This window comes from Methanobrevibacter sp., from assembly GCF_045644645.1.
In the GTDB taxonomy this organism is placed as follows: domain Archaea; phylum Methanobacteriota; class Methanobacteria; order Methanobacteriales; family Methanobacteriaceae; genus Methanocatella.
Window position 1 is genome coordinate 1 of sequence record NZ_JAZRHE010000163.1, and the last position, 25,389, is coordinate 25,389.

Here is a 25,389-nt window from a genome sequence, read left to right on the forward strand (position 1 = left end):
ATATATAAATGTGTTGGAAAATACCTTCCGATAATAAAAAATTCTGAAAAAAAGTAGAAATAATTAAAAAATATTAAAAAATGTTTAGAAAGTATAATAAAAAAAGTAAAAAAATTGAAGAAATATTAATTTTCATTAATAAATTTATTAAAAAAAAGAAAGATTAAAGATAATTAAGAATTATCCTTATTTTTTAATTGAAGCTATTGCACTTTGTGCACCTTGCTTTACAAAACCACTTTCATCATCAAGCAATTTTTCAAGTGCAGGAATAGCCCTTTCATCATCCAAGTTACCTAAAGCCCAAGCAGCTGCTCCCCTAACTCTCCAATCTTCATCATCCAAAGTTTCAATTAAAGGTTCCACAGCAGGTTCACCCATACGACTTAAAGCGGTTGAAGCTTCCCTCCTAACCAATTTATTATTGTCGCCTAAGGTTTCAATTAAGGCAGGGATAGCTTTAGGGTCACCAATTGCACCCAATAATGTAGCTGCATTCAATCTAATTTGTTTTTTTCTACTATTTGTTAAAGCATCAATTAAAGGGCCTAATGCTTCATCAGACCTTAATTCCAATTCTCCAACAACATCTTCAACAACAAAATCATCTTTGTCATTCAATAATTCAATTAACTCATCGATACTTCTTTCCATTTTCATCCCTCTTTTGAGTAAGCAATTAAACTACTATTTACTTTGTAATTAATATCATTTATATTTAGTATAGTATAAAAGTATTTCGATAGTATACGAACAAATTTTTTTGAAATAAAATCAACTTAAATAAAATAAAATCAATATTATACATATACTAAAAACTTCAAGTGGATATGATGTATGACATTGCAATAATTAGTGGAGATGGAATAGGCAAAGAAGTGATGAATGCCTGTGAATACTTGCTGGACAAGTTAGATTTGGAATTCAGTTTTACCCATGGCGAAGCTGGTTTTGAATGTTTCAATAAGAATGGAACTACTTTACCTGACGAAACAATTAGAATAGCTAACAAAAGTGATGCAGTGCTGTTCGGAGCTTCAACTTCAACACCAGGTGAACCTAGCCCAATTATTAATTTAAGAAAAGAACTTAATGTCTATGCTAATATCCGTCCAATAAAATCATATAAGGGTGTTGACTGCATTCGTGATGATATTGACTTTGTAATAGTCCGCGAAAATACTGAAGGGCTTTATTCCCAGGTAGAATATGGTGATGGTGAAAAAATGATTGCAGAGCGACACATCACTAGAAATGCATCCGAGAGAATCTCAAAAGCAGCATTTAACCTGTGCATTAAAAGGGGCGAAAGCAAAGTCACATGCGTTCACAAAAGCAATGTGCTAAAAAAAACTGACGGTGTTTTTAAAGAAAGTTTCTACAATATAGCTAAAGCCTATCCTCAAATTACCGCTGAAGATTATTATGTTGATGCAATGGCAATGTATTTAATCACACAACCCCAAAACTTTGATGTTATTGTTTCAAGCAATTTATTTGGAGACATACTGTCTGATGAAAGTGCCGGCTTGGTAGGCGGACTTGGCCTTGCGCCTTCAGGAAATATTGGTGATCACAACGGATTATTCGAACCTGTGCATGGATCAGCACCGGACATTGCAGGAAAACATATTGCAAACCCATGTTCCATGATACTGTCCGCTTCCATGATGCTTGATTATCTTGGCGAATGGGAAATATCCAATGACATTAAAAATGCTGTGGAAAAGGTCATCGCCGATTGTAGGATAAGAACTCCAGATTTGGGAGGAGATGCATCCACAATAGATATTACAAAAGCTATTGTAAAGGAGCTGATTTAGATGATCAATATCACCACTTTTTTAGATGCCAATTCAAAACGGTTGGACAAGGACGTGCTATACAACCCAACAACCGGCAACAGATACAATTCAGGAGAAATATTATCAATCGTCTCCGGAATTGGACGCGACCTTAAAGATTTAGGCATTAATAAGGGCGATAGAGTATTAATTTACCTACACAACTCCGAAGAATACTTATTTTCACTTTTTGCAATATGGAGAATAGGGGCGATAGCCATACCAACAAACAGAGTTTTTAAAGCCGCAGAACTTGAATACATTTTAAACGACTCACAAGCAAAACTGATGATTACCGATTTTGAAGCTGAAAACATTATTAACATCAACACATACATTCCAGAAAACATAACTGATTTTAAAGATGGGGAAGTTCTTGAAGCTGAAGCTACCAATTGGGATGACTTATGTCAACTCCAATACACATCAGGAACAACAGGCAAGCCTAAAGGAGCAATGCTCACCCATGGGAACTATTTTACAGCAATCCACAATGAATGTGACGTATTGACCTTAAGGCAGGATGACGTATTTTTAGGAATCTACCCGATGGCTCATGTTGGCCTTTCTTGGGCCATTTCAGCCCTAAGAGCTGCAGCTTATTATATCCTTATTGAACAATTTAACTTGGATGAATATCTGGAATTATGTGAAAAAGAAAAAGTAACCGTTTTAAGTGGAATGCCTCCAGTAATACACTCATTAACTACAATGGATGCAAGAAAACACTTGAAGACTGTTCGTGAAATAATTTCAGGTGGAGGGCCGCTTCATAAAAAAATATGGAAAGATTTCCATCAAACCTATCAGATACCAATAATTAATGCATACGGATTATCCGAATCCATTGTAATTGGGACAGGAACTGTTATCAGACCGGAAGATTACTGGGAAGCAGACAGATTTGAAAGTGTAGGGCATCCAGTTTGCTTTTCAGAAGTAAAAATTGTGGATGAACATGACCCTTCAATGACATTGCCGCAATACAAACAGGGAGAGATTGCGCTTAGAGGACCTGCAATTGCCAAAGGATATTGGGGAAATGAAGAAAAGACTAAAGCATCATTTTTAGATGACGGATGGTTTTTAACAGGGGATGTCGGATACCTTGATGAGGACAATCGTTTATTTATTACTGACAGAAAAAAAGACATGATTGTAATGAGCGGATGGAAAATATATCCAACAGAAGTGGAAGAAGTCTTAATAAAATATCCTGAAGTTAAAGAAATAGCTATTTTCAGTATAAACGACTGCCACAGGGGCGAAATTCCGGTAGCTGCTGTTGTTTGGAAAAATAATCCTGACCGTGAAGGGTTAATTGACTATGCACATGAAAACTTATCCCGGTATAAAGTTCCCCGTGAAATCTATGATCTGGATGAACTTCCAAGAGTGAATGGATGGAAACTGCTCAGAAGAGAACTTAGGGAAATGTTTAAGGAATAACATTTCTATTAAAAAAAAGAAATGACTATGATTATTTATAAATCATAGTTCCGATGCCATCAGTGGTAAATATTTCCAAAAGCAAGGAATGTTTTTTACGTCCGTCAATGATATGGCATGATTTGACACCGTTTTCAATGGCATTAACACAGGTTTCTATTTTTGGAATCATACCTCCGGATATTATGCCTTCTTCAATTAATGCAGGGACTTCATCAAGCCTAATTTTTTGAATTAAGGAATCAGGGTCTTCAGGGTCTCTTAAAACACCAGGAACATCAGTTAAGATAATCAGTTTTTCAGCACCCACCGCACTTGCAACTTCACCTGCTGCAGTATCGGCATTTAAGTTCAAACTTGTCCCATCTTTTGCAATACCAACCGGAGATATTACCGGAATATAATCATTATCCAAGAACATGTCAAGCAAATCAGTGTTTACGCAGTCAACTTCACCAACAAGCCCCAAATCAATAATTTCCTCATCGATTTTGCTTGATCCTTTTTTATGTGCAAATATTAAACTTGAATCCTTTCCAGATAAGCTGATTGCCTGACCGTCATGCTTAATGAGTTCGGAAACTATTTCTGTTGAAATCTTACCGACCAGAACCATTTCGATAATTTCCATGGTTTCTTCATCGGTTACCCTTAAACCCTTAATGAATTTTGGCTCTTTTCCCAATTTATCCATTGATCTAGAAATCTCAGGACCTCCGCCATGAACAATGAGCGGTTTCATACCTACATATTTGAGTAAAACAGTATCGCGAGCTGTAGATGACTTCGCTTCATCATCCACCATTGCATGTCCGCCATACTTAATTAAAATTTTTTCACCATGAAACTTTTTAATATAAGGTAAAGCTTCAATCAATACATCTATATCTTTCATTTAATCACTAACATAAATATTTTATTTAATCCTTTATAAAATTAAGCATATGGACAATCTGAAAAAATATCTTCTCGGACTCGGTGCAAGTAAGGTAGGTTATGCTGATGTTGACGGCCTTGCATCCGAATTTATTGATTTACCGAATGGAATTAGTCTTGTTTTGAAATTGCCTAAAAGGGCCATGCATTTAATTGAAGATGAAGATTACGAAGATTACTGGAAGTGTTTTCACGCGAAAGTTGCCGAGCTAAGTGAAATTGCACTTGAAGGGGAGAAATTCATCAAAAATCTGGGATATGATGCTTTTGCACTGACAATGACAAGAAATGAATGTGATATGAAAAAGCTATTAAGCACACTGCCCTATAAGACCATAGCCACCAAATCCGGTTTGGGTTGGATTGGTCGCTCTGCACTATTTGTAACACCAGAATACGGCTCGGCTGTTGTCTTAGGTGCAATATTAACAGATATGCCTCTTGAATTTGGAAGCCCGATTACCGACTCCCAGTGCGATGATTGTGAAAATTGTCAAAAGGCCTGCCCTGTTGAAGCGATAAATCCTCAAAAATGGAATGACAGGTTAAATAGAGAGGACATTATTGATATTGATGCCTGCTTTGAATATATTATGGACCAATACAAAGCAGGACTCGGCTGTACAAAGTGCATGAGTGAGTGCAGACTGACACAGGAATATTTAAAAAGAGAATAAGAAAATGAGTATCTATATACCCATTTTAAATTTGAATCTGTACTCCTGGTTTACGATTTCCATTCCTACAAAAGATCCATTTAGGATATCTGCAACCTTGGCCAAATCGCTTGCAGTTATCTCACTACCGTTTCCGATTGGTGAAAAAAAGGTAATCTCATCATCGGTTATGAGGTAGTTTAAAAGCTTTGTGTTCTCTTTCTGGTATTTTTCAACAATCGCCAATATTTCTTCTTCAGTTTTTTTATCAAGGTTTGCCATATTATCACCTTGAAAAATAGTTATCTTAAGAAATATATATAGCTATTGGTGATGAAAAGGTTACTTTAACAAAGGGAGTGTCATAATTTTTAAAAATTCAATTGATTAAAAGTCTTTTAATTTAGCAACCTATAACATAATTCAATCTCCAAGCAAGTAAACGCCTGTTAAAAAGCTCCAGAGAATTAGGGTGTAAACCGACAGCCTCTCGAAGACGGGCATGTAAATGCTTTCCATACTGAAAAACAATATCCAAAATGCAATTATGCCAAATACTCCCAGAACAAGAGTGATTTTTTGAAATATGGAAAAATCGCCCATAGACCTTGAAATAACAACCAATAAGATATTGCCGCCAAGAATTGCCATTACGGCACCCAACGTGTGATAGCCCGAAGTCAATGGATTTCCCCCATGAATCAATCCAACGACAATAACCCCCAAACCAGTCACTAATGTCAGTATGTAAAAAACAGCTTTATTTTTAATGATATAATCCTTGAACCTGTAAAAATTACCGAATATTAATGTCAGTCCAATTAAAATAAAGGCGGAATTCATTAACCAGAATAACGGCGAGTTGGCATTTGGGATTCCAAGCTCTGAAATTGTATGAAAAACATAAGTATTAATAATGGAAGCATTGAAAAGAGTTGCGGAAATAGCTTCAGCTACTAAATAGTATACACTACCAACAATAAAAGCATATCCGGCAACTTTAGACTTCATAAACTAAATTCCAAATTTTTTATTAAAGTATTTTTCTTTCACATCAAAATTAAGCTCTTCGACATCCGCGCCGTCAAGGGCCTTCTGTAAAATTTTATAACAGGTCTTTTTAGGTACTGTAATATTTTTAATGTGGGATTTTGCCCAAATCCTATCAAACCTTTTCTTCAGACTTCCCAAATCTAACTTTTCAGTGACATTTTTTATATTGATTATATTTGCATAATTAACAACATCATAGGAAGCATAATTCTCCGCATCCAAAACTATCGGATTTAAACCTAATATGAAGCGCTGCAAATCATAATCCAAGAAAGATTCATAATCCCCATCATATGCATAAACGTGTGCTTTTGCTGATAATGCATCAATAAATACTAGAAACTGGTTGGCAACCAATGCTCTTGAAAGAATCTCATCACAGAAATTCAATCCTGTTTCAATCTTGCCTGCGGATGAGCCTGCAACATAGGTTTCATAATCTTCAAATCTGAATGCAACAAGAGCAAACATGTATAAGTCTATCCAGTCATTTTCCTTTAAAAACTCCTTCGCTTTATCAGTCAGCTCCAAATCATCATATGATTTTTCATTATCAACAGCCACATCTAAATTTCTCGCATCCCTAGCTTCTTTTAATAGTGGCAATACCCTTTCTACCAATTCATGCTTTTTGCCTGAAACTTTAAGGCCATTTTCTCTTAAAATGTCTTTTAGCTCAGAAACTACGTATTTTTTGGAAATTGCTTCTGCAGTTATATCGACACTTGCTGTAACTGATACATCCCCCTCAAGATATCCTTCGCCGATTAAATAGTCAATACACTCTTCAGCAGATGCAAAAGTTCCGAATTGACCCTCTTTTAAGATATCTTCCAGTTCATAACCACTATTCAAAAAATTTAAAACATTGAATATTTCTAATTTCTGTTCACTCACTTAAACACCTTTTTATATTCCTTCACAATTGGTTAAATTATGATAACTCCCAATTAAGAAGTGTATAAATTTAAAAATATTGGCTATCTTAGCCATTAACATTATTAATATCTTTTTTACTTAATTAAATATTTTGCCTAAAAAAAGAAAGATTAAGGATTGCATGCCTCATCGGCAGCCCCCATAACAACACTTATCTCATCACCAATATTGATTTCGGAAATCTTTTTTGGAGATTCATATTTGGCTTTGTAATAAGCCTGAGCAAAATTCATAGTAATAAACAATACTTCTTTAAAATCTAAAATAAAGTCATCACCATCAATTTTATTTAAAATATCAACCAGTTCCACTGCAATTTCACTAGTCTCTAAAGATTTGCCAAATTCAGCACCTACATTAATCAGCATAGTTACACCTACACTAATATTTAAAATTCATTATAAATAAAATTAAACATATGAAAACTTGTCCAAAATGCAGACGTGAATTAAAAAAAGTATTCCACGGCGAACCAACAGATGAACTGGCTATCGAATCACTGGAAAATGAAGTGATAATTGGAAACTGCTGCGAAAGTGAATATAACTATTATTGTGAGAATTGTGACGAGTTTTTTTGCCTATAGACCCAGCATGTCCCTATCTGGATCAGCATTTTTAAACAGATTGATTTTGACATCACTTTTCCATGTGAATTTCAAAAGTCCTCCATGGATTACCTTCAAATCATCATCCGAAAAACCATTCAAATAGTAAATTTTGCCCCTTTTGCCGACATTCATCATGAATCTGATTAAATGCCTGTGAACCATAACAGAAAAAGGCTTATACACAACAATATCATCCGTAATGTATTCAACCAACTTTTCAATTTCAAAGACATCAGGAGTAATCACCTCAACATCACAGTTCGGGAATTTTTCACAAATCACCTCTTCATAATCCACAATATCACCCAATAATGAATATGGCAACAACAGATATAAAATATTTCAAGATTATTGTTTATCGATAAACAGTTTCTTGGGAAACATTTATATGCTATCCGATACAATGTTATTTTAGAAGATGAAAACATGACCCCAAAAAAAGATGAAATAGACAAATTTGATTCAATGCCTTTTACTGAATTAATTCATCACATATCCAAAAACAAGCTAAGATACTCCCTTAAAAATCCAAACCACATAGACATGGTTCATGAGGGTCGCTATTTGATGGAAATACATAAAAGAAAAGATCTGTCACAGGATGATCTGGCCAACATATTCGGACAAAGCAAAGGAACCATTGCCAAAGCTTTAAGGAAATTGGAAGACAAGGAGTATGTCGAACGAAAAATTGACAAGAACAATAGGCGAAAATACATATTGAAAACAACAAAAAAAGGAGAAGAATTAGCTATTTTATTAAAGAAAGACTTGGAAGAATGGGAAGAAAATGTTGGAATCGACAGACTAGACGAAAGAACAAAAAGTCAATTAAGAGAAATAGCTAGAAAAAGTGAAGAAATACTCGAAGAATGATTATTAAAGACAGGGATTGAATATGGCAAATAAAAATGTGGAGTTAATGAGAGGAGAACCTGAAATAGCTGTAAGGAAATTAGCCCTCCCAATTATGATTTCAATGATACTGACCGCATTGTACAATATTGTTGATGGAATTTGGGTAGCGGGGCTTGGACCGACAGCCATTGCAGGAATTGGATTTGTAACACCGATATTCATGGTGTTGAATGGTGCAAGCGTGGGACTTGGAAATGGTGCAACAAGCAGTATTTCAAGATTTATTGGAGCCAAAAATCACGAAATGGCAAATGAATCCGCAACACATGCCCTGATTATATTTTTCATAGCATCAATAGTTCTAACAATAATTTTCATCATAATACAAAAACCGTTGCTTGAAAGTTATGGTGCAACCGGGCAGACTTTAAATGAGGCTGTAGCATATGCAACACCCTTATTTTTGGGTTTAGTGGCACTGATGTTTTCAAATGGATGCAGCGGAATACTCCGTGGTGAAGGAGACATGAAAAGAGCGATGTATGTTGTAGTTGCAACCGTTATTTTAAATGCTTCCCTCGATCCAGTGTTCATTTACATAATGGGATTAGGCTCTGCCGGCGCTTCCCTTGCAACAATTGTAAGCGCGGTCATTGCGGCTGCAATAATGATGTACTGGATCTTGATTAAAAAGGACACCTATGTACATGTTACACTTAAAAATTTTAAATTCAACTCCAAATTAGCAAGAGACATACTTAAAGTTGGAATTCCATCCTCGCTCGATATGCTGATTATGGCGATTGCAATGTCAATTTATCTGATTTTGATTTCACAGGTTGGAGGAGACTACGGAATTGCAACATTCACAACCGGCCAAAGGCTATACCTGTTTGCCATAATGCCCCTTACGGCCATCGGGTCTGCAGTTATTGCAGTGGCAGGAAGTGCATTTGGTGCCAGAAATGGTGACTACCTTTCAAGAGCACATAAATACGGCGTCAAACTTGGTTTGCTTTTAGGAACTGCAATAACATTAATATTGGTTATATTTGCAACCCCATTGGCTACGATCTTTGCATACACCCCGGAAACTGCCAATTTGGTTCCGGGAATTGCACAATACCTCCAGATAGCCTGTCCAACATTAATATTAACAGGCATTGGAATTCCTTCAAGTTTCTTTTATCAGGGAATCGGAAAAGGAAACTACAGCCTAATGTTTACCATATTGAGAGAAATTGTATTCGTAGTTCCGCTAATGTACCTCTTCGTATTTTACTTTAACCTGGAATTGGTCGGTGTCTGGTTAGGATTATGTATAGGCAGGGCAATAGCCAGCGTGATTAACTACCTGTTTGCAAGATACGAAGTCAAAAGAACAAGGGCGAAATTTGGAAATTAAGAGTTAGACACTCTTACACTTTTTTTATTTTTATATTTTAACTTAAATATTGATTTAAGCTTGTAAAATTGTTTTAAAAAATAACATACTACTTTATTAACCTTTAATCCATATATAGAATGTGCAAATCAAATTATACAGGCTAAAATATGGATAAAGAAAATTATGAAATGAAAACAAAAATTATACAAGAAGTATTTGATGACTCAAGAGAGATAAAATGCTGTACCCCCGAAGATATCAGGAATGTTGGAAAAGACATATATCCCGGAGGAGACGTTTTTACAACAGATGATGGAGAATTCATTGATTTGGAACTCCAACTGACAAATTTTGATGAAGACGAACTTATAAAATATATCGGATTTGCAGAAGCATTATATGAAAAGCACCAAAAACCTATTGCAATTTATATAATCTGTCCAAAAGGCATTGATGTATGTGTAAAAGAGTGCACAATACACTCCCAAGCAGATTTCGTGATAAAATTATCACGCGTTGATATGGACCCCTGCAAGATAGCGCTCCAAGCAATCAAAAATAAAATAGAAAGTTCAAGGACAATAAATGGCGATGATGTTTTCGCTCTGTCAATGCTTGCAATGCTTTGCAGGCCAGAAGAAAGAGATTACTATTTAAAAGAATATTTAATGGTCATGAATAGATTGTAGACTATTTATTCCATTTTAAGATAGTTTTACCGAATTTTGAAATATAATCTTTATCAAATGCATCTTTCAAGTCATTTACAGAGGTTATTTCATAGATATTTGTGATTAGCTTTTCCAGATATTCAAACAGTTGAGGATTTTGTTTGAGAGTTTCGACAACTCCAACGAAATCTTCCCTTTCAGATCTACTATTTCCCTGAACAGTCAACCCCTTTTCCAAAACTATACGGGTATTAATCGGTATAGGGTATTCGCTTACTCCAAATAGGTTTATTGTACCTTGAGGATTAATCAAATCAATGATTTGGTCAATGGCCAGTTGTGAGGCACTTGAACCAACACATTCGAAGGCATGGTCAACCACAACATCCCCTGCAACATCATTAATCCTGTGCACCTCATCTGCAAATGAGAACAGATTCAGGTTTTCCTGATGTTTGCCAAAAACAATGACCTTAGAATCTGGAAAAATTTCTTTCAAGAGCAAAGCTGTGATAAATCCTAAATTACCATCACCCCAAACCCCCAACTTCCCTTTTGGAGTGACAGCCATTTGTTTAAATTTATCAATACCCTGATAAGCTACTGAAATCAATTCAATGAAAGCTGAAACATGAGGATTGAAATCATCGGGCAATTTTACTACCCTGTCCGAATCCAATCTAATCAAATCAGAAGTGAAACCATCAAATCCGCTTCCCCTGAATTTGGATTTGTATGAATAATTTTTCCTGCAGACATCATCTCCACATGGAGTGTTTGGAATCATGACAACCGTATCTCCGCTTTTAAATTCGCCGGAATTGTCAAAAACTATTTCCCCAATTCCTTCATGTATCAATGCCATAGGCAATTTCATATCCAATACCTCTGCAGGTCTTGAACCTTGATAGTATCTTTGGTCCGCCTGGCAGATTGAAAGGTAGGTTGGCCTCACTATAACTCCATCCAGTTCAATCTCATCTATCGATTCCTCAAAAAATTTAGGGGATTTAAGTCTATAAACAATATTAATCATGCTTGTCCTCAAGTATTGTATTTGCTAATTTCAAGTCATAGGGATAGGTGATTTTGATATTTGTCACTTCACCCTCAACCAGATATACATCTTCATCTTTAAGTGTGAATATTTTGCATGCATCCGTAAGGATATTGGATTCCTCTTCTGTTAAACTATTGATTAAGTTAAAAAGTTTCTTTATATTGAAGCTCTGTGGAGTTTGACCTTGGTAATAATAGTCCCTCACAGGGATGCTCTCAATGGTCGTGCCATTGATGCTTTCAACAATTGTGTCGGTGGCCGGGACAACAGTGTCACATGCACCATATCTTTTTGCGGCTTCAATGTTATCCTCAATGATTCTATGGGTTACAAACGGACGCACAGAATCATGAGTGATGACGATGGAATCCTCATCAATGCCGAAATTGTCTTTAATGTATGAAACACCGTTCATTAATGTATCGTTTCTAGTTTCTCCACCTTCAATAACAATGATTTTGTCATTATTTGAAATATATTCCTCAATCAAATGATTGGTATGATTTATAAAGTTTTTAGGAGTCAAGACAATTATTTTATCAATGTTCTCATTTATTACAAATTTTTCAATAGTATGAACTATGACAGGTTTTCCTCCAAGGTCCAAAAATTGTTTAGGTGTGTCTGTTCCACCCATCCTTGATCCGATTCCACCTGCAAGTATTGCTGCGAAAATCATTTTCCTACCTCTTTTCAAAAATTATCAAATAATGTGACCTTCCTTCAGGAATTTCCTCACCCATTTCCTCATTTAGATAAATCTTTTTAAAATTATGATTGACGAATATCTCCTCTAATTCTTCCGGAGAATATTTGATATTGACTGGAGGCCCCCTTTGCATTTCAATCGGTTTGAAATCCATAATGGCGAACCTGCCGTTAGTCTTAAGTATCCTTCCAAATTCAGATATTACATCATCCCTATTTTCAGATGTAAATCCATGAAATACATTCACCATTAATGCAACATCAATTGAGTCATTTTCAACACCAGGAATGGACTTTGTAATATCCGCTTCAATATTAGTCAAGTTTTCAAGATTATTCTCACTTTTATAGATTTCCAACTCTTCTATAGATTTATCGTATGAATCTACAGCATATACCCTGCCATCCGGAAGATATTTCTCCATTGCTTTAATCGCAATATGACCGTCACCACATCCGGCATCCATAAAAGTTTCATTACCCTTTAAATTTAATCCGGATAAAATTTCATCGGAATCCAGAAAGGTTGCACTTGACTTTCCATGATGTACATGACCCATAGTATCGCCCCATATTTTACTAATTATACTCTTTAAAAAATAGTATTTATAATTTATAATGGAAAAAATAAAAAATTTGAAATAATTCGATTACTCTTTTTGAAATACTATGAAATAGTGTGATTTTCCTTGTGGAATATCTTCACCAATTTCTTCATTCAAATAAGTCATTTTAAGATTATGAACAGCAAAAACCTCTTCAAGTTCACTAGGAGAACTTCTAAACGCCGTTGGTGGGCCTTTAGGTACCTCCCATGCCTTATAATCCATGATGGCAATTTTCCCATCGGCCTTAATTATTCTTGCAAGTTCATCAATAGCTTCATCCATTGTTCTTGATGCCTTAAATCCGTGGAAAACATTGACCATCAAAACAACATCGACAGATTCGTCATCCACACCAGGAATTCCCTTTGTAATATCCGCTTCAATGTTGATTAAGTTTTCAACATTATTATCTTTTTTATATGCTTCCATGTCTTCAATAGAAGCGTCATAAACATCTACCGCATAAACGGTTCCCCTGTGGTCATAATCCTCAAGAAGCTTAATAACATTATGGCCATCACCGCAGCCGGCATCCATGAAGGTTTCATCACCTTTTAATTTTAATTCCCGAATAATCTCATCAGAATTTAGGAAAAACGCACTTGAAAATCCATGAGCCCTATGTCCGTTTGGTGGCAACATCATATTTTTTCACCCAGATTATAATCTTTAAAAAATAGTATTTAATAATTATCAAGTTCAAATCATGTTAAAAACATTCAAAAATAGTTAAAATAAGTAAAAAAAGTTATAAGAGGATTATTTTTTCCAGGTTTGTTTTACTCCTCTTCCTCTTTTACTACCAGGTTTAGTGTAACTTCTTTTTGGCCTGGTTCTTTTGTTAGTTCCTTTGACTTTTGCCATAATTTTCCCTCCTTAAAATCAATCAGTATAAAATTAGAATTATATATAACAAAAAAATATTTGTTTTCAATATATTTAAAACTTTTCTTTAAGTGGTGTATTCTGCATTAATTTTAACATAATCATAAGTTAAATCACAACCCCATGCAGTGGCTTTGCCATCACCCAAATCCATGTCAATGTTTACAGTGACGTTTTTTGATTGCATGATCTTTTCAGCCCTTTCAAGATAAGGCGTATCTTCAAATGCCAATATTTCACCACTTCTCACCAAATCCACTTCATCTTCCTCATCGGCAATGGCAATGGTCACTATCTCCGGATTTAAATCACAGCCGGAGTATCCGATTGCCGATACGATTCTTCCCCAATTTGGATCACCGCCGAAGACCGCTGATTTAAATAAGCTTGATGAAATAATTGATTTTGCTGCAAGTTTTGCATCTTCATCATCTTTTGCACCAATGACATTTGCTTCAATAAATTTGGTTGCTCCTTCACCATCACGTGCCATTTTTTTAGCCAAATCAATGCATAGGTAATTTAGTGCTTCCTGGAAATTGGAATCCAGTTTTCCATCTTTTACGACTTCCACACCTGATGCTCCATTAGACATCATCAGACAAGTGTCGTTTGTACTTTCATCCCCATCGACAACAATCATGTTAAAACTAACATCTGCAGCTTTCTTTAAGGCTTTTTTAATTTCAGCTGCCGGAATAATGGCATCACTGACAATGAATGATAGCATAGTCCCCATATTTGGAGCTATCATGCCGCTGCCTTTGGTGATTCCTGCAATTTTAACAGTTTCGCCTGTTGTAAGAGTGACCTCACATGCACATTCCTTGGGAAATGTATCGGTTGTCATTATTGCACGGGCGGCAGCAAGAGAATTCTCGGGTTTATCACCCAATTTAGAAATGGACTCGTAAGCCACTTTAGAAATAATATCGATTGGCATTTCACGACCTATTACACCAGTTGATGCAATGGCTATCTCATCTTTTGGTATTTGCAAATCATTTGAAACTAATTCAACTAAAGTTTCACAATCTTTAAACCCCTGTTCGCCTGTAAAACAGTTGGCATTCCCACTATTTACAAAAACTGCTGACAGGAATCCATTTTTAATTGCCTTTCTTGTATACTTTACAGGAGCGGCAACCACTTTATTTGAAGTGAAAACCGCTGAAGCAGTACTGTTCGGACAGAGAATTATACTTACTCCATATTTGCCTTCACGTGCTCCAGATACTTTAAGATTTTCTATAACAGAAAATCCGCCGTCAAGATTTCTAATAAAATTCATAAAACCACTAAAATAAGTTAATAATTATAAACTACAGAATTATTTGTCAGGTTATATTCCGCAATATCCTCAGGATTATTATAATCTATTTTTTCATCATCATAATAAAGGGACTTGTTCTTTTTATTTAAATTTGAGGTCATCTCCACAGTAACATTTTCCACATGAGTCTCATTATTATTAGTATCATCATCAAAAACACCGAGAGCCATTGAAACACCTACACCTGCACCCGCAACAAATGCCACCAATGCCAAAATAAGAAGAAACATTGTAGTTTTACTAGTTTTAGATCTCTTTTTAGGCCTATAATGATTTCTATTCCTAGAATGATTTCTATTCCTAGAAGGATTTATTATTCTTCTTTTTTGTTTGGGAGGTTGATTATATCTTGATTTCAACACTCTCTTATCTTTTTCTTTTCGTCTTCTCATATTACTTCTCTTTATTATCAATTTAAACTACAAACGCATAAACTAAAGCTAAAATTATCCCAACAAAACCGAACATCCCAAGGCCTAAAATAGACATCAAATAAACGAAAATGAATACGAATGCAAATACTCCAATCAATTTAGGTTTTTCATTTTCAACCAAATTAATTAATGTTCTTGTAAATTCGGACGGAATATTATAAGCATATAACCCATTAGCCAGTTCAAAAACAACTAGAGACAACGGAGATGTTGATTTTAAATCATCCACCAGCTGAGCCCTCTCACCAGCTTCTCTTCTACTTCTCCCAACACCCGCTCTTATTTTAGCACCATTGTCTAAGGCAAACCAAGCGGCATCAAGTCCAGCCCTAATGGCCAAATCTTTGGATGGGAATCTTGCAATAAAATCATCTCCTCCTTCCCGGTAACCTTCAAGTTCGCCTTCACACTCTGTTTCAATGAAATTTTTAATTCCTGTCATCAGTTCAACAAGTTGATTTCTACCATGTTTACTTATGAATTTGGTGGAATCAATTAAATCAATGAACAAATAATTTTCCAAATCAACAGGGTGGGATTCCTTCAATAAAAACGGTGCATCAAACACTAATGCATATTCCCCACCAAGTTTGGTGAATGCAATTCCCGGAAAGCTTCCTACATCCTGAGTGTAATGGATTGCACGCTCAATAGATGCTGCACCAGTCATTCCAACAGCAGATATTACCTGAACTCCTTCAGACAGACCTATGCCTATGAGTTCAATTGCAACACGGATTGCATCATTTTTACTTAACATTTTTGCAACAAGTTCTGTAGCTGTTTTTTCAACAATCTCTCCGGCTTCATTTTCAATAATCTTAACAAAAATATTAATCAAATTAGACGGATGCGGAATTTCAATGTAAAAATAACGGTCACTACCCATTATAATATTACTGACTAAAGCATATTCCTCAATTTTATTTTCAGCAGGTTTTAGTTCATGAAAAGTATACTCCACAGGAATATTTTCAGCACCCACATCACGAATAAGGTTTTGTAAAATAGTATCTGATGTAATTTCTGCCTTTTTGAGCTCAAAAAGAATAGTTTGAGTATAATTAAATAACTCTACATATTCTGTTTCAAGATCAGTTGTTGGAAAATACTTTGTTCCAATAGCTATGGGATTTAATTTAGTAGTGAGTTTAATAAACGACTTAGTTAAGCTACTTGCCATCTAAGTCCCCTCCTTTTTCAAGCTCTATTTCAAACTCGCCAGGTTTTTCCAAAAGCATATCCGGCTTAACGGAAACAAATGGGAATTTCCAAGATCCGAGCCTTCCCGCAATAGTGCTTGCAATGTTTCTTGAGTTCCTTTTAATGAACACTTCGTCATGAGTGCTTACACGAATTAAAACATTATATGGAGCAGTTTCAGTCACTTCATCAGCCAACATGATATTTAATTCAAAATTACCCGGTTTAGTGAATAAATCATTACGGACAGCAACCAACGGCTTTTTTTCAAGGCCTAATCTGTCTGCAACAGTAACAGAAATGTTACCTGCATTTTTAACTGCTAATTTATAATCTTTAGGATGAACAAGCACGAAAATAACATATGGAGCTGCGATCTCAACATCATCCACCATTTCCACAATTTTATTAAACATTGGTATTTTAGAAAAGATGTTTTCAAGCTTAGACTCTGCATTAGTTTCATTATCAATACGAATAATGGCCTGTTTGGCAATATTAAGAGGAGAGATTTCAAGACCCTCTTTGCCTGTGTAAATTTCCCATTTCTTGAAATTTAACTCTTTTATAATCTCATCACAAATATGCTGTAAGATATTTTTATCTTTTTTAGGTTTTTTCGGTTTTCCAAAGGTGAGTCTTCCTTTATCAATTACGAACGGAATTCTCATTGAAGCAATATTTCTAAATTCAGCAGCATAATCTCTGAATTTATCATTAGACAATATTTTTGCTTTTTCAGCTGTAGCGATTTCTAAAATAAAATGATCTGCATCGTTGCCTGCTGGAACCTCTTCAACATTATCGCTTTCCAACAATTTTTCAAATTTTTCTTTATCGTCAATATCATGGCGAAGTGATGCATCGGCAATAATTACGAACTCGTCCTCGCTTTCTTCTAATGCCTTGACAGCAGCAAGAATATTGGAGATTTGAGGTTGCCCATTTTCATTTTTTACATAGTGAGCTACATTTGAAGCATCTACAACAACTTTCACAATATCACCTAATAAATCATCTATTAAAATATAATTTGTTCAGTATAATATATTTGTATAATTCTATATTTAAATGTTAATTTAAAAAAAGAAATTAAAGTTTATTTCTTGGATATTTTCCAAAAAGAAACTTTTCACCACCAACATTATTAAGATAAATCTCTATTTCATACTCGGAAATATTATAAACATTGTATGAATTTAGATTTTTACCCCTAAGCTTATCGGAACATAACGAACCTGCATTAACAACAACAGTATCATTTATCCGCCAAATATTGGGAACATGCTTGTGCCCGGATAAAATTAAATCCACTTCATGAGTTGTTAATGTTTTCAAGATATCTCCAGAATCAGATAAGACATTACGTTCACGCCCTGTTTCTGGAATTGAAATTACATGGTGGTGTAAGGCTACAATCGAAAAGTTTTCATTGATTACGCATTCATCCAATTGATGTTCCAACCACATATGTTGGGGCCGTCCAATATGACCCCTATTCTCATCAGGAGAACTACTATCAAGTCCAATAACAGTAAAATCTTCACCCATAGTTAATTTCCAACTTCGCTCACCAATCAATTCTTCGAAAGTCAAATATCCTAAATTACGAGAATCATGATTACCTGGAATGGCAAATAAAGGTGCTTCAAACATTTGCAAATATCTAGTTGCTTGCTGAAACTCTTTATAATAACCATTGTCAGTGATATCCCCTGTTAAAATAATCATATCTGGTTGTAAATGGTTTATTTCGCTTATTGCTTTCAAGAGTATTTCTTCGTCAAAGCTTGCTTTAGAAATATGCAGATCAGAAATATGGGCAACGACAGTCATGGTATCTACTGATTTAATTTCATGATAGCTTCTGCCAAATCGCCTTTGCATTCTTCAAGGGCCGCCTTTGCTTCATCCAGGGAAACGTTAGCACTATTAGCCACCATTTCTATATCCTCATCAGGAATTTCAATTTCGTATTCAAGTTCTACTTCACGGGCCTTACCTTCAATCTGGTAAGTTTCTTGACCCATTACATTCATAAGACTCACACTAGGATTGTCAATGATTAATTCCTTTTCATCAAAACGGATAATGACTTCACGAACACCATCAAGGTCTTCCATTTTCATTCCCATTTTTTTCATTTGTCTTTCCATTTGTTTCATTTGTTTTTTATTCATGCCAGGTATCATAATATAATCCTCAATTAAAATAACTATTTATAATTTTATTAATTTAATTATTATTAAAATTTGCTTAATTTTCAAATCCATAAATTTCAGTTTCAAATGTTTTCGCAACATCTTTCAAAACTTCAGGTATATTAATCTGTTGAGGGCATTCCTCAATGCAGGTTTCGCATTCCGTGCAATCTGAAGCTATTCCAACACCCGGAAGCTTTGAGTAATTCAAATAGGCGTTTCCAGGCGGAGTCCATTCCTCTATCTTAAGAAGTTTATGTTTATTGTACAAATCGAATATCTTAGCAATGTCAATCTCTTCAGGACATGAATCAGTGCAATATCTGCATTTGGTACAGTCTACAGTGATGTTGCTGTTGATTATTTTTGAAACCTCTTCGATGATCTTATATTCCTCATCATTTAATGGGTCTGCATTTTTTATTTCGAAAATATTATTTTCAAGTTGTTCCAAGTTGCTTGCACCAGTCAGAACAACACAGACATCCTCAAGGTTGGCTACAAATCTCATTGCCCAAGAAACAACTGATTTATCCGGATTATAACCTTTCATGATTTTTTCGGCTTCTTCAGGCACGTCAGCTAAAAATCCTCCCTTATACGGTTCCATAATCATTACAGGCTTATTATATTTTCTTGCAACTTCCAGACATTTTCTGGATTCTATCCCTTCATCATCCCAGTCAAGATAATTGATTTGAAGCAGGACAAACTCCAATTCATGGTGTTCAAACAAGATTTCCTCTAAAAACTCGGCGTTCCCATGAGTGGAAATACCGATGTGTTTGATAAGGCCTTCTTCCTTTTTCTTTTGGATGAATGAATACAAATCAACATTCTTCCAGGCGGTTTCCGTAAATCCGCTTACGTTATGCAGCATATAATAATCAAAGTAATCGACGCCACAGTTTTTAAGCTGCTCGGCAAATATCGGTTCCAATTGTGATTCTTCAGTGATTATAAACAAAGGCAGCTTGGTTGCAATCTTAAAAGACTCGCGGGGATACCTTTCAGCGACGCACTTTTTAAATGCGATTTCGCCCAGACCCTCATGATATATGTATGCAGTGTCAAAGTGGTTGAAACCCGCACTCATATACAGATCCACCATCTGATTGACTTGTTCATAATCTATGCTTGCAAAGTCATTTTCATCCAAAAGCGGAAGCCTCATCATTCCCATACCTAATTTTGTCATATCAATTTCCTCTCCTTTTTAAACATGTCCATTGCATATCTCATTGACCATGCCATGACACTCTCTTTCAAATCCAAATGATTATCCACATTACTATCTTTATCAATAATATCTAATAAATTATTGTTCAATTCATCAGAACATCCGTTAACGTCAAGATAGGATAAGATAAAATTACACAAATTTGAAATCATGACCTGCAGATTGTATAATTCCCTATTGTCATCATTCACCTGAATGTTTTCACGGACAATGCTTTCAGAGACAAATAGACTTGTTTTGTTCTCGGCATTGCCCCCCAGACATTTTTGCCTGATTAGATCAATTGACTTCTCATTGATGCGATAGCAATTTTCCAAATTGTTCCTTGTTTCCTTTTCAACAGAATATGGCAAAAACTTAAAGTTGAACAGTGAAACCGCAGCTACCCCAACAATCACCCACAATATTTTTAATGCAACAGCCTTTGGAGCATCAATATACGATAATGAAGTCGTTACAGACATTAGTGTCGTCATTGTATTCCGGATTAGCCTATCCTTAATTTTCCAAACAAAGACAAACAGACAAATGACTACGACAATAATAATCACCGCCCTTTGGGATATTGGAATAACCGGCATGGCAATCAGGATAATTGCAAAAATAAAAACCCCTAAAAATGTTGCCTGAATACGTTTTCGAGCAGTGTATGCCATATCATCAATATATGGCACCATCATTGAAACGGTTACAAAGAACAGCCATTTGGTGAATGGCAAATTGAAAAGCATTGTTAATACCTCCCATAGCAACATTATCACCGCCATTTTAAATGCAAATACGAATTTGACAGAACGGAAGTTGAACTGCCTTCTATTGAATGGTTTGAACAATTGGGTTATTATCTTTTTATCAGGAATTGCAAACTCATCGCTTAAATCCTTATTCAGTTCATTGACAATGATTTCCAGATTCAGCAAAATAGGCGTCATTCCCTTTGACTCAATTTCAACACCCTCAAAGACATCCTCGATTTTAATCTCCCTGATTTCGGACAGGACTTTTTTAATGTACATCAATTCATTATCCGATAAGTCACTTTGAGAGAGGAGATATCCGACGGATTGGAACGCTTTTACAATATTGAGAACGGATTGCTGTTTTGGACTTGGGAAGTATTTATATTCAAACCTATGGAAAAGGGATAAATAGAACCCCTTTGCTATTTTAAAACTGTCCACAGAAACATCCTTGCCATCCAATTTCAAATCAATTGACCTGTTCAGCTCTTCGACAAGATTATCCAATGTTTCCTTTGATATGTTATAGTGCTTATCCCTATTGAGGACTATATTTAAGCCAACGATAAATACTGCTCCGCAAGCCAATGCCATGAGCCTTGCAGGCAAATTTTCAAGCGTCACCGGATTTGCAGACATGATGAAATAACACAGGAGATACGGCATGTAAACATCGCTTCTAAAGAGGTGATATGATGAAAATGTAGTTCCAAAAACAACCAAAAAAGTCAAAATGCAGCTAACAATAGTTATCGGACTGTTCAGATACGATACAATTCCCATAATCAGCAACAAACCCAAAACCTTGACAAAAGATAAACCGGGCTTATATGACAGGTCCTCATTCAGATTCATGAATGCAGCTATGATAATCATTACCCCTACTGTAATATTTCTCCTTCCGAAAAAAATCATGTAAAAGAGCATTGCTCCAATCAATGCTGAAAACATGAATATTTTTCGTTTTAGACCTTTATTCATCTAACTGCACCACTTTCCCATTCAATAACCGAATACGATTAAGAAAAAATTATCATTGAAAATATATTTAAACTAAGGCCATAATAAGTATTTTCATGAATAACAGCAGATGTACATGGGTAAGCGATGATGAGATTTATATTGATTATCATGACCGGGAATGGGGAATTCCCACTCATGATGATAAGGAATTGTTTGAGATGCTCATTCTAGAATCATTTCAGGCAGGCCTATCTTGGATTACAATTTTAAAAAAACGTGAAAACTTTAAAAAGGCTTTTGATGGATTTGATGTTGAAAAAGTAGCTGACTATGATGATGATAAAATTGAAGAATTACTGTCAAATGATGGTATAATTCGACATAAAGGCAAAATCACTTCAGCCATCAACAATGCTAAAGTATTTATTGAAATTCAAAAGGAATTTGGAAGATTTGATAAATACATTTGGGGGTTCACTGATGGCGAGATTATAAAAGCAGAATATTTAACCGAATCTGATTTATCAAGAGATATTTCTAAAGATTTGAAAAAGCGCGGAATGAAATTCGTTGGCCCGACAATTATTTATTCATATTTGGAATCAATTGGGATTATTGACAATCATGAGAAAAACTGCTTTAAGTTTTAAGTAATTGAATTATTCTTCCAATAGGATTATATTTTTAGGATCCACCTTCAAATAATCCGGAATCTCAAATTCATGCTCATGAATCGCTTTGTCATATTTCCACCATAAACCATTTGCCAAGGTTATCTCCCATTCGAAAGGCATCTCTAATTTTGTTGAATCTTTAGTATCCAAGACATTAACATCCCCTTCTTCAGCAGGGGAAAAACTATGCGCCCTTATTCCAATATGAGTGATGTTTGGTGAAATCTTTTCTGCCACTTCGAATGTGACTCCCCATTCCAAAGCCTTGATATGATAATCATCCATCACTTCGATTTCGGAAATGTTTTTACATCCTGTAAGTCTTGCAACCTGAACTTTTCTCGGATTTTCAAATATATCATATGTGTCTCCTTTCGCTATAATCTTACCCTTATCCAATACAATAAGTTCATCACAAAACTGGAACGCCTCATCACGGTCATGAGTGACCATAATGGAAAACCCATCAAAATCCTTCAACAGATTAATAAGTTCAATACGCAATTGTTCCTTTAAGAAAGTGTCCATTGCACTGAAAGGCTCATCCAACAATATGACATCCGGACTGTAAGCCAATATGCGGGCCAAAGCCACCCTCTGCTGCTGGCCTCCGGACAATTGCCTAGGATATCTTTTCTCCAATCCTTCCAAATGAAAACGCTTAATCATTTCAGATACAATTCCTTTGTCATCATCTTTAGACAAACCACAAGCAATATTCTCTTCAACAGTCATGTTGGGGAATAAAGCATAATTTTGAAATAAGTAACCCACATGTCTTTTTTGGGGTTTTAAATTAATTTTTTTACTGGAATCATAATAAACAGTTTCTTCATCAGTGTTTAAACTCACAACACCACTATCCGGATCTACTATACCTGCAATGGATTTCAATGTCATGCTTTTACCACAACCGGAAGGACCAAGAATACCCAAACGCCCTTTTTTCAATTCAAAATTAACATTTAAGTCAAATTCTTTAAGTTTCTTTTGGATATCCACTTTTAACAATTTATCCATAATATTTCTCCGTCAACATATAAATTATTTCCATTGTTTTTCCTTACGTATTGAAACAAAATCCATAATGAAAATAGCTATGAAGGATATAATAACAATAACTATCACATAATTAAAAGCATCACCCATATTGCCCGCGGCAACTTCCGAATAAACCGCCATAGGGAGAGTTCTGGTTTGTCCAGCAATATTTCCTGCAAGCATGGCTGTTGCTCCAAATTCGCCTAATCCTCTGGCATAAGCAAGAATTCCGCCACCAATAATTCCCGGCAATGCATTTGCAAATAAAATTTTCCAAAAGATTTTCCATTCGGACATGCCCAGTGTACGGCCGGCATCTAATAAATTAGAATCCACCTGTTCAAATGCACCCCTAGCAGAACGATACATTAAGGGAAAAGACATGACAACTGCAGCAATAACAGTCGCAGGCCATGAAAAAGCTATTTTTACAGCAAAAAAGTCTATAAAAAACCTGCCTATGGGTCCCCTAACACCAAAAATATACAATAAAAAGAACCCCACTACAGTAGGAGGCAATACAATCGGTAATGTAAAGATACCATCAAGCACACTTTTAACTGTATCATTCTTAATCTTAACCAGACCCCAAGCAACAATCAAACCTGCAAAAAAGGTTATAAAAATTGATAAACTTGCAGTTTTCATTGAAATGAATACCGGAGACCAATCTACTGCCATGTCAATATCACCCGTATAACTCTTGATAATTTTATATTTTTATAAGATATACATAATTTTTCATATCGTTTTTTAAAAAAAAAGTGTTATGGGAGCTTTAATCTCCCATGTTTTTATTTTACCATTATTGATTTGATAATAGCACATATCACATTCATTCAAACCTAATTTTCGACAGATTCCTTTGTAATGAATGCAATAACACATTATAGTCCCATAATTTAGAATTATTCATGTATGGTAAATCCATATTGAACAAATACATCCTTAGCTTCTTTAGTTTGTAAGAAGTTTAAGAATTCTTTTGCAGCTTCCGGATGTTCCGGATTTTTAAGCATTGCCACCGGATAAATAACAGGAGTTTTTAAAGCGTCATCAGGAGCTTCACAAACTACTTTAACATCCCCATTAGATTTGGCATCTGTAGAATATACGATACCACAGTCAGCAGACCCTTGAGCCACTTGATTTAATACAGCAGTTACATCAGTACCTAAAGACAATTTGGATTCAGTATCATTCCAAATACCAAGATTAGTCAATGCTTCCTTAGCGTATTGTCCTGCAGGTACGGATTCAGGATCACCAATGGCAATAGTGCCGTTTACATTTTTCAAATCATCAAATGAAGATATATTAACTTTTGAGTCTTTTGGTACAATTAGAACAACTTTGTTTTCTAAAAATTGAACATTAGTATTATTATCAACCAAACTTTCATTAGCCAATTTATTCATTTGTTTATTTGCAGCAGACATGAATACATCCGCTTTTAGACCGTTTTCAATTTGAGATTGTAAATCCCCACTTGAAGCATAAGTAGGAGTAACTTTCACACCAGGATATTTCTGTTCAAACATTGGTATTAAATCTTTGTCAAAAGCATTTTTTAAACTAGCGGCAGCAGCCAAATTAACTTCCTGTCCAGTTAAATTAGCATTACCAGCAGAATTGTTTCCACCTAAAAAGTCTAAGAAACCAGCAGAAACAGAACCTACACTAATGATTGCCACTAAAGCTACAATAGCAATAAGCAATATTTTCTTAGAATCCATAATTTTTTCCTCCATTTTGAATAGTTATTCATACACTACCTCAGACACAAACAATAATCCAAGATTATAATACACCTAAATCATTTCCCCATCTTAAATTATGTTTAATCATCTTGATTGGCAATTATAATTTAATTAATTAATGATATATAAATTTTTT

The 25,389-nt window shown here is 35.1% G+C and carries 30 protein-coding genes; 8 read left to right on the forward strand and 22 right to left on the reverse strand.

The window, feature by feature from the left end:
- Positions 1-186 precede the first annotated feature (186 nt).
- Complete coding sequence (locus tag ACKI4K_RS10375; RefSeq protein ID WP_407424806.1) at positions 187-654, reverse strand: HEAT repeat domain-containing protein; 468 nt, start codon at positions 652-654, stop codon at positions 187-189.
- Positions 655-833: 179 nt separating this feature from the next.
- Here ACKI4K_RS10375 and aksF point away from each other — a divergent pair, with 179 nt between their 5' ends.
- Both aksF and ACKI4K_RS10385 read left to right on the forward strand, forming a co-directional pair.
- On the forward strand, positions 834-1,823 hold the full coding sequence (aksF, locus tag ACKI4K_RS10380; protein ID WP_407424807.1) for a homoisocitrate dehydrogenase: 990 nt from the start codon (positions 834-836) through the stop codon (positions 1,821-1,823).
- Entirely contained in the window at positions 1,824-3,293 is a 1,470-nt protein-coding gene (locus ACKI4K_RS10385; RefSeq protein ID WP_407424808.1) for a class I adenylate-forming enzyme family protein, read from the forward strand.
- A 31-nt stretch (positions 3,294-3,324) separates the two neighbouring features.
- On the opposite strand, the gene argB is transcribed toward ACKI4K_RS10385, so the two are convergent.
- The gene (gene argB, locus ACKI4K_RS10390; protein WP_407424809.1) at positions 3,325-4,188 is read right to left on the reverse strand and encodes an acetylglutamate kinase; all 864 of its coding nucleotides are present in this window, start codon (positions 4,186-4,188) and stop codon (positions 3,325-3,327) included.
- A 49-nt stretch (positions 4,189-4,237) separates the two neighbouring features.
- On the opposite strand from argB, the gene ACKI4K_RS10395 reads away from it, so the two are divergent.
- Entirely contained in the window at positions 4,238-4,906 is a 669-nt protein-coding gene (locus ACKI4K_RS10395) for a hypothetical protein (protein WP_407424810.1), read from the forward strand.
- 12 nt (positions 4,907-4,918) lie between these two features.
- Here ACKI4K_RS10395 and ACKI4K_RS10400 read toward each other — a convergent pair whose 3' ends face one another.
- From ACKI4K_RS10400 to ACKI4K_RS10415, 4 genes are all read right to left on the reverse strand, one after another.
- A complete protein-coding gene (locus tag ACKI4K_RS10400; RefSeq protein WP_407424811.1) occupies positions 4,919-5,167 on the reverse strand; it encodes a hypothetical protein in 249 nt (82 codons plus the stop codon).
- Between the two features lie 141 nt (positions 5,168-5,308).
- Positions 5,309-5,896: a DUF998 domain-containing protein gene (locus tag ACKI4K_RS10405; protein WP_407424812.1), complete on the reverse strand. Its 588-nt coding sequence runs from the start codon at positions 5,894-5,896 to the stop codon at positions 5,309-5,311.
- 3 nt (positions 5,897-5,899) lie between these two features.
- Complete coding sequence (locus ACKI4K_RS10410; protein ID WP_407424813.1) at positions 5,900-6,835, reverse strand: SAP domain-containing protein; 936 nt, start codon at positions 6,833-6,835, stop codon at positions 5,900-5,902.
- A gap of 152 nt (positions 6,836-6,987) precedes the next feature.
- Entirely contained in the window at positions 6,988-7,245 is a 258-nt protein-coding gene (locus ACKI4K_RS10415; RefSeq protein WP_407424814.1) for a hypothetical protein, read from the reverse strand.
- Positions 7,246-7,295: 50 nt separating this feature from the next.
- Between ACKI4K_RS10415 and ACKI4K_RS10420 the strand changes: the two genes are divergently transcribed.
- On the forward strand, positions 7,296-7,463 hold the full coding sequence (locus ACKI4K_RS10420) for a hypothetical protein (RefSeq protein ID WP_407424815.1): 168 nt from the start codon (positions 7,296-7,298) through the stop codon (positions 7,461-7,463).
- On the opposite strand, the gene ACKI4K_RS10425 is transcribed toward ACKI4K_RS10420, so the two are convergent.
- A complete protein-coding gene (locus ACKI4K_RS10425) occupies positions 7,458-7,784 on the reverse strand; it encodes a hypothetical protein (RefSeq protein WP_407424816.1) in 327 nt (108 codons plus the stop codon). The two genes, ACKI4K_RS10420 and ACKI4K_RS10425, sit on opposite strands and share 6 nt — an antisense overlap.
- A gap of 129 nt (positions 7,785-7,913) precedes the next feature.
- On the opposite strand from ACKI4K_RS10425, the gene ACKI4K_RS10430 reads away from it, so the two are divergent.
- The 3 genes from ACKI4K_RS10430 to ACKI4K_RS10440 all read left to right on the forward strand — a co-directional run bounded on the left by ACKI4K_RS10430 (position 7,914) and on the right by ACKI4K_RS10440 (position 10,421).
- On the forward strand, positions 7,914-8,363 hold the full coding sequence (locus ACKI4K_RS10430; protein WP_407424817.1) for a MarR family winged helix-turn-helix transcriptional regulator: 450 nt from the start codon (positions 7,914-7,916) through the stop codon (positions 8,361-8,363).
- Between the two features lie 22 nt (positions 8,364-8,385).
- Positions 8,386-9,750 carry an MATE family efflux transporter gene (locus tag ACKI4K_RS10435; RefSeq protein ID WP_407424818.1) on the forward strand — a complete coding sequence of 455 codons (1,365 nt, stop codon included), beginning with the start codon at positions 8,386-8,388 and terminating at the stop codon, positions 9,748-9,750.
- 149 nt (positions 9,751-9,899) lie between these two features.
- Complete coding sequence (locus tag ACKI4K_RS10440; RefSeq protein WP_407424819.1) at positions 9,900-10,421, forward strand: hypothetical protein; 522 nt, start codon at positions 9,900-9,902, stop codon at positions 10,419-10,421.
- 1 nt (position 10,422) lies between these two features.
- On the opposite strand, the gene ACKI4K_RS10445 is transcribed toward ACKI4K_RS10440, so the two are convergent.
- The 12 genes from ACKI4K_RS10445 to ACKI4K_RS10500 all read right to left on the reverse strand — a co-directional run bounded on the left by ACKI4K_RS10445 (position 10,423) and on the right by ACKI4K_RS10500 (position 21,796).
- A complete protein-coding gene (locus ACKI4K_RS10445) occupies positions 10,423-11,439 on the reverse strand; it encodes an alcohol dehydrogenase catalytic domain-containing protein (protein ID WP_407424820.1) in 1,017 nt (338 codons plus the stop codon).
- Positions 11,432-12,142 carry a 2-C-methyl-D-erythritol 4-phosphate cytidylyltransferase gene (locus tag ACKI4K_RS10450; protein ID WP_407424821.1) on the reverse strand — a complete coding sequence of 237 codons (711 nt, stop codon included), beginning with the start codon at positions 12,140-12,142 and terminating at the stop codon, positions 11,432-11,434. The genes ACKI4K_RS10445 and ACKI4K_RS10450 overlap by 8 nt, the downstream gene beginning before the upstream one ends.
- Positions 12,143-12,146: 4 nt before the next feature.
- Positions 12,147-12,731: a class I SAM-dependent methyltransferase gene (locus ACKI4K_RS10455; protein ID WP_407424822.1), complete on the reverse strand. Its 585-nt coding sequence runs from the start codon at positions 12,729-12,731 to the stop codon at positions 12,147-12,149.
- A gap of 90 nt (positions 12,732-12,821) precedes the next feature.
- Positions 12,822-13,424 carry a class I SAM-dependent methyltransferase gene (locus tag ACKI4K_RS10460; protein WP_407424823.1) on the reverse strand — a complete coding sequence of 201 codons (603 nt, stop codon included), beginning with the start codon at positions 13,422-13,424 and terminating at the stop codon, positions 12,822-12,824.
- Positions 13,425-13,731: 307 nt separating this feature from the next.
- Entirely contained in the window at positions 13,732-14,955 is a 1,224-nt protein-coding gene (argJ, locus tag ACKI4K_RS10465) for a bifunctional ornithine acetyltransferase/N-acetylglutamate synthase (protein ID WP_407424824.1), read from the reverse strand.
- A gap of 17 nt (positions 14,956-14,972) precedes the next feature.
- On the reverse strand, positions 14,973-15,389 hold the full coding sequence (locus ACKI4K_RS10470) for a hypothetical protein (RefSeq protein ID WP_407424825.1): 417 nt from the start codon (positions 15,387-15,389) through the stop codon (positions 14,973-14,975).
- A 22-nt stretch (positions 15,390-15,411) separates the two neighbouring features.
- Positions 15,412-16,614 carry a hypothetical protein gene (locus ACKI4K_RS10475; RefSeq protein ID WP_407424826.1) on the reverse strand — a complete coding sequence of 401 codons (1,203 nt, stop codon included), beginning with the start codon at positions 16,612-16,614 and terminating at the stop codon, positions 15,412-15,414.
- Entirely contained in the window at positions 16,604-17,632 is a 1,029-nt protein-coding gene (locus ACKI4K_RS10480) for an NYN domain-containing protein (RefSeq protein ID WP_407424827.1), read from the reverse strand. The genes ACKI4K_RS10475 and ACKI4K_RS10480 overlap by 11 nt, the downstream gene beginning before the upstream one ends.
- Positions 17,633-17,726: 94 nt before the next feature.
- Positions 17,727-18,470, reverse strand: coding sequence for a metallophosphoesterase family protein (locus ACKI4K_RS10485; protein WP_407424835.1), 744 nt, complete (start codon positions 18,468-18,470; stop codon positions 17,727-17,729).
- 5 nt (positions 18,471-18,475) lie between these two features.
- Positions 18,476-18,826 carry a nascent polypeptide-associated complex protein gene (locus tag ACKI4K_RS10490; RefSeq protein ID WP_407424828.1) on the reverse strand — a complete coding sequence of 117 codons (351 nt, stop codon included), beginning with the start codon at positions 18,824-18,826 and terminating at the stop codon, positions 18,476-18,478.
- A 64-nt stretch (positions 18,827-18,890) separates the two neighbouring features.
- On the reverse strand, positions 18,891-20,033 hold the full coding sequence (locus ACKI4K_RS10495; RefSeq protein WP_407424829.1) for an aldo/keto reductase: 1,143 nt from the start codon (positions 20,031-20,033) through the stop codon (positions 18,891-18,893).
- Entirely contained in the window at positions 20,030-21,796 is a 1,767-nt protein-coding gene (locus ACKI4K_RS10500) for an FUSC family protein (RefSeq protein ID WP_407424830.1), read from the reverse strand. Before ACKI4K_RS10500 ends, ACKI4K_RS10495 begins: the two co-directional genes overlap by 4 nt.
- A 95-nt stretch (positions 21,797-21,891) precedes the next feature.
- Here ACKI4K_RS10500 and ACKI4K_RS10505 point away from each other — a divergent pair, with 95 nt between their 5' ends.
- Positions 21,892-22,428, forward strand: a complete 537-nt coding sequence (locus ACKI4K_RS10505; protein WP_407424831.1) for a DNA-3-methyladenine glycosylase I — start codon at positions 21,892-21,894, stop codon at positions 22,426-22,428.
- 9 nt (positions 22,429-22,437) lie between these two features.
- Here the strand turns inward: ACKI4K_RS10505 and ACKI4K_RS10510 are convergent, their stop codons facing one another.
- From ACKI4K_RS10510 to modA, 3 genes are all read right to left on the reverse strand, one after another.
- The gene (locus ACKI4K_RS10510; RefSeq protein WP_407424832.1) at positions 22,438-23,472 is read right to left on the reverse strand and encodes a sulfate/molybdate ABC transporter ATP-binding protein; all 1,035 of its coding nucleotides are present in this window, start codon (positions 23,470-23,472) and stop codon (positions 22,438-22,440) included.
- Positions 23,473-23,496: 24 nt separating this feature from the next.
- Positions 23,497-24,174: a molybdate ABC transporter permease subunit gene (modB, locus tag ACKI4K_RS10515; RefSeq protein WP_407424833.1), complete on the reverse strand. Its 678-nt coding sequence runs from the start codon at positions 24,172-24,174 to the stop codon at positions 23,497-23,499.
- A 227-nt stretch (positions 24,175-24,401) separates the two neighbouring features.
- A complete protein-coding gene (gene modA / locus ACKI4K_RS10520) occupies positions 24,402-25,229 on the reverse strand; it encodes a molybdate ABC transporter substrate-binding protein (RefSeq protein WP_407424834.1) in 828 nt (275 codons plus the stop codon).
- Between the last annotated feature and the right edge of the window lie 160 nt (positions 25,230-25,389).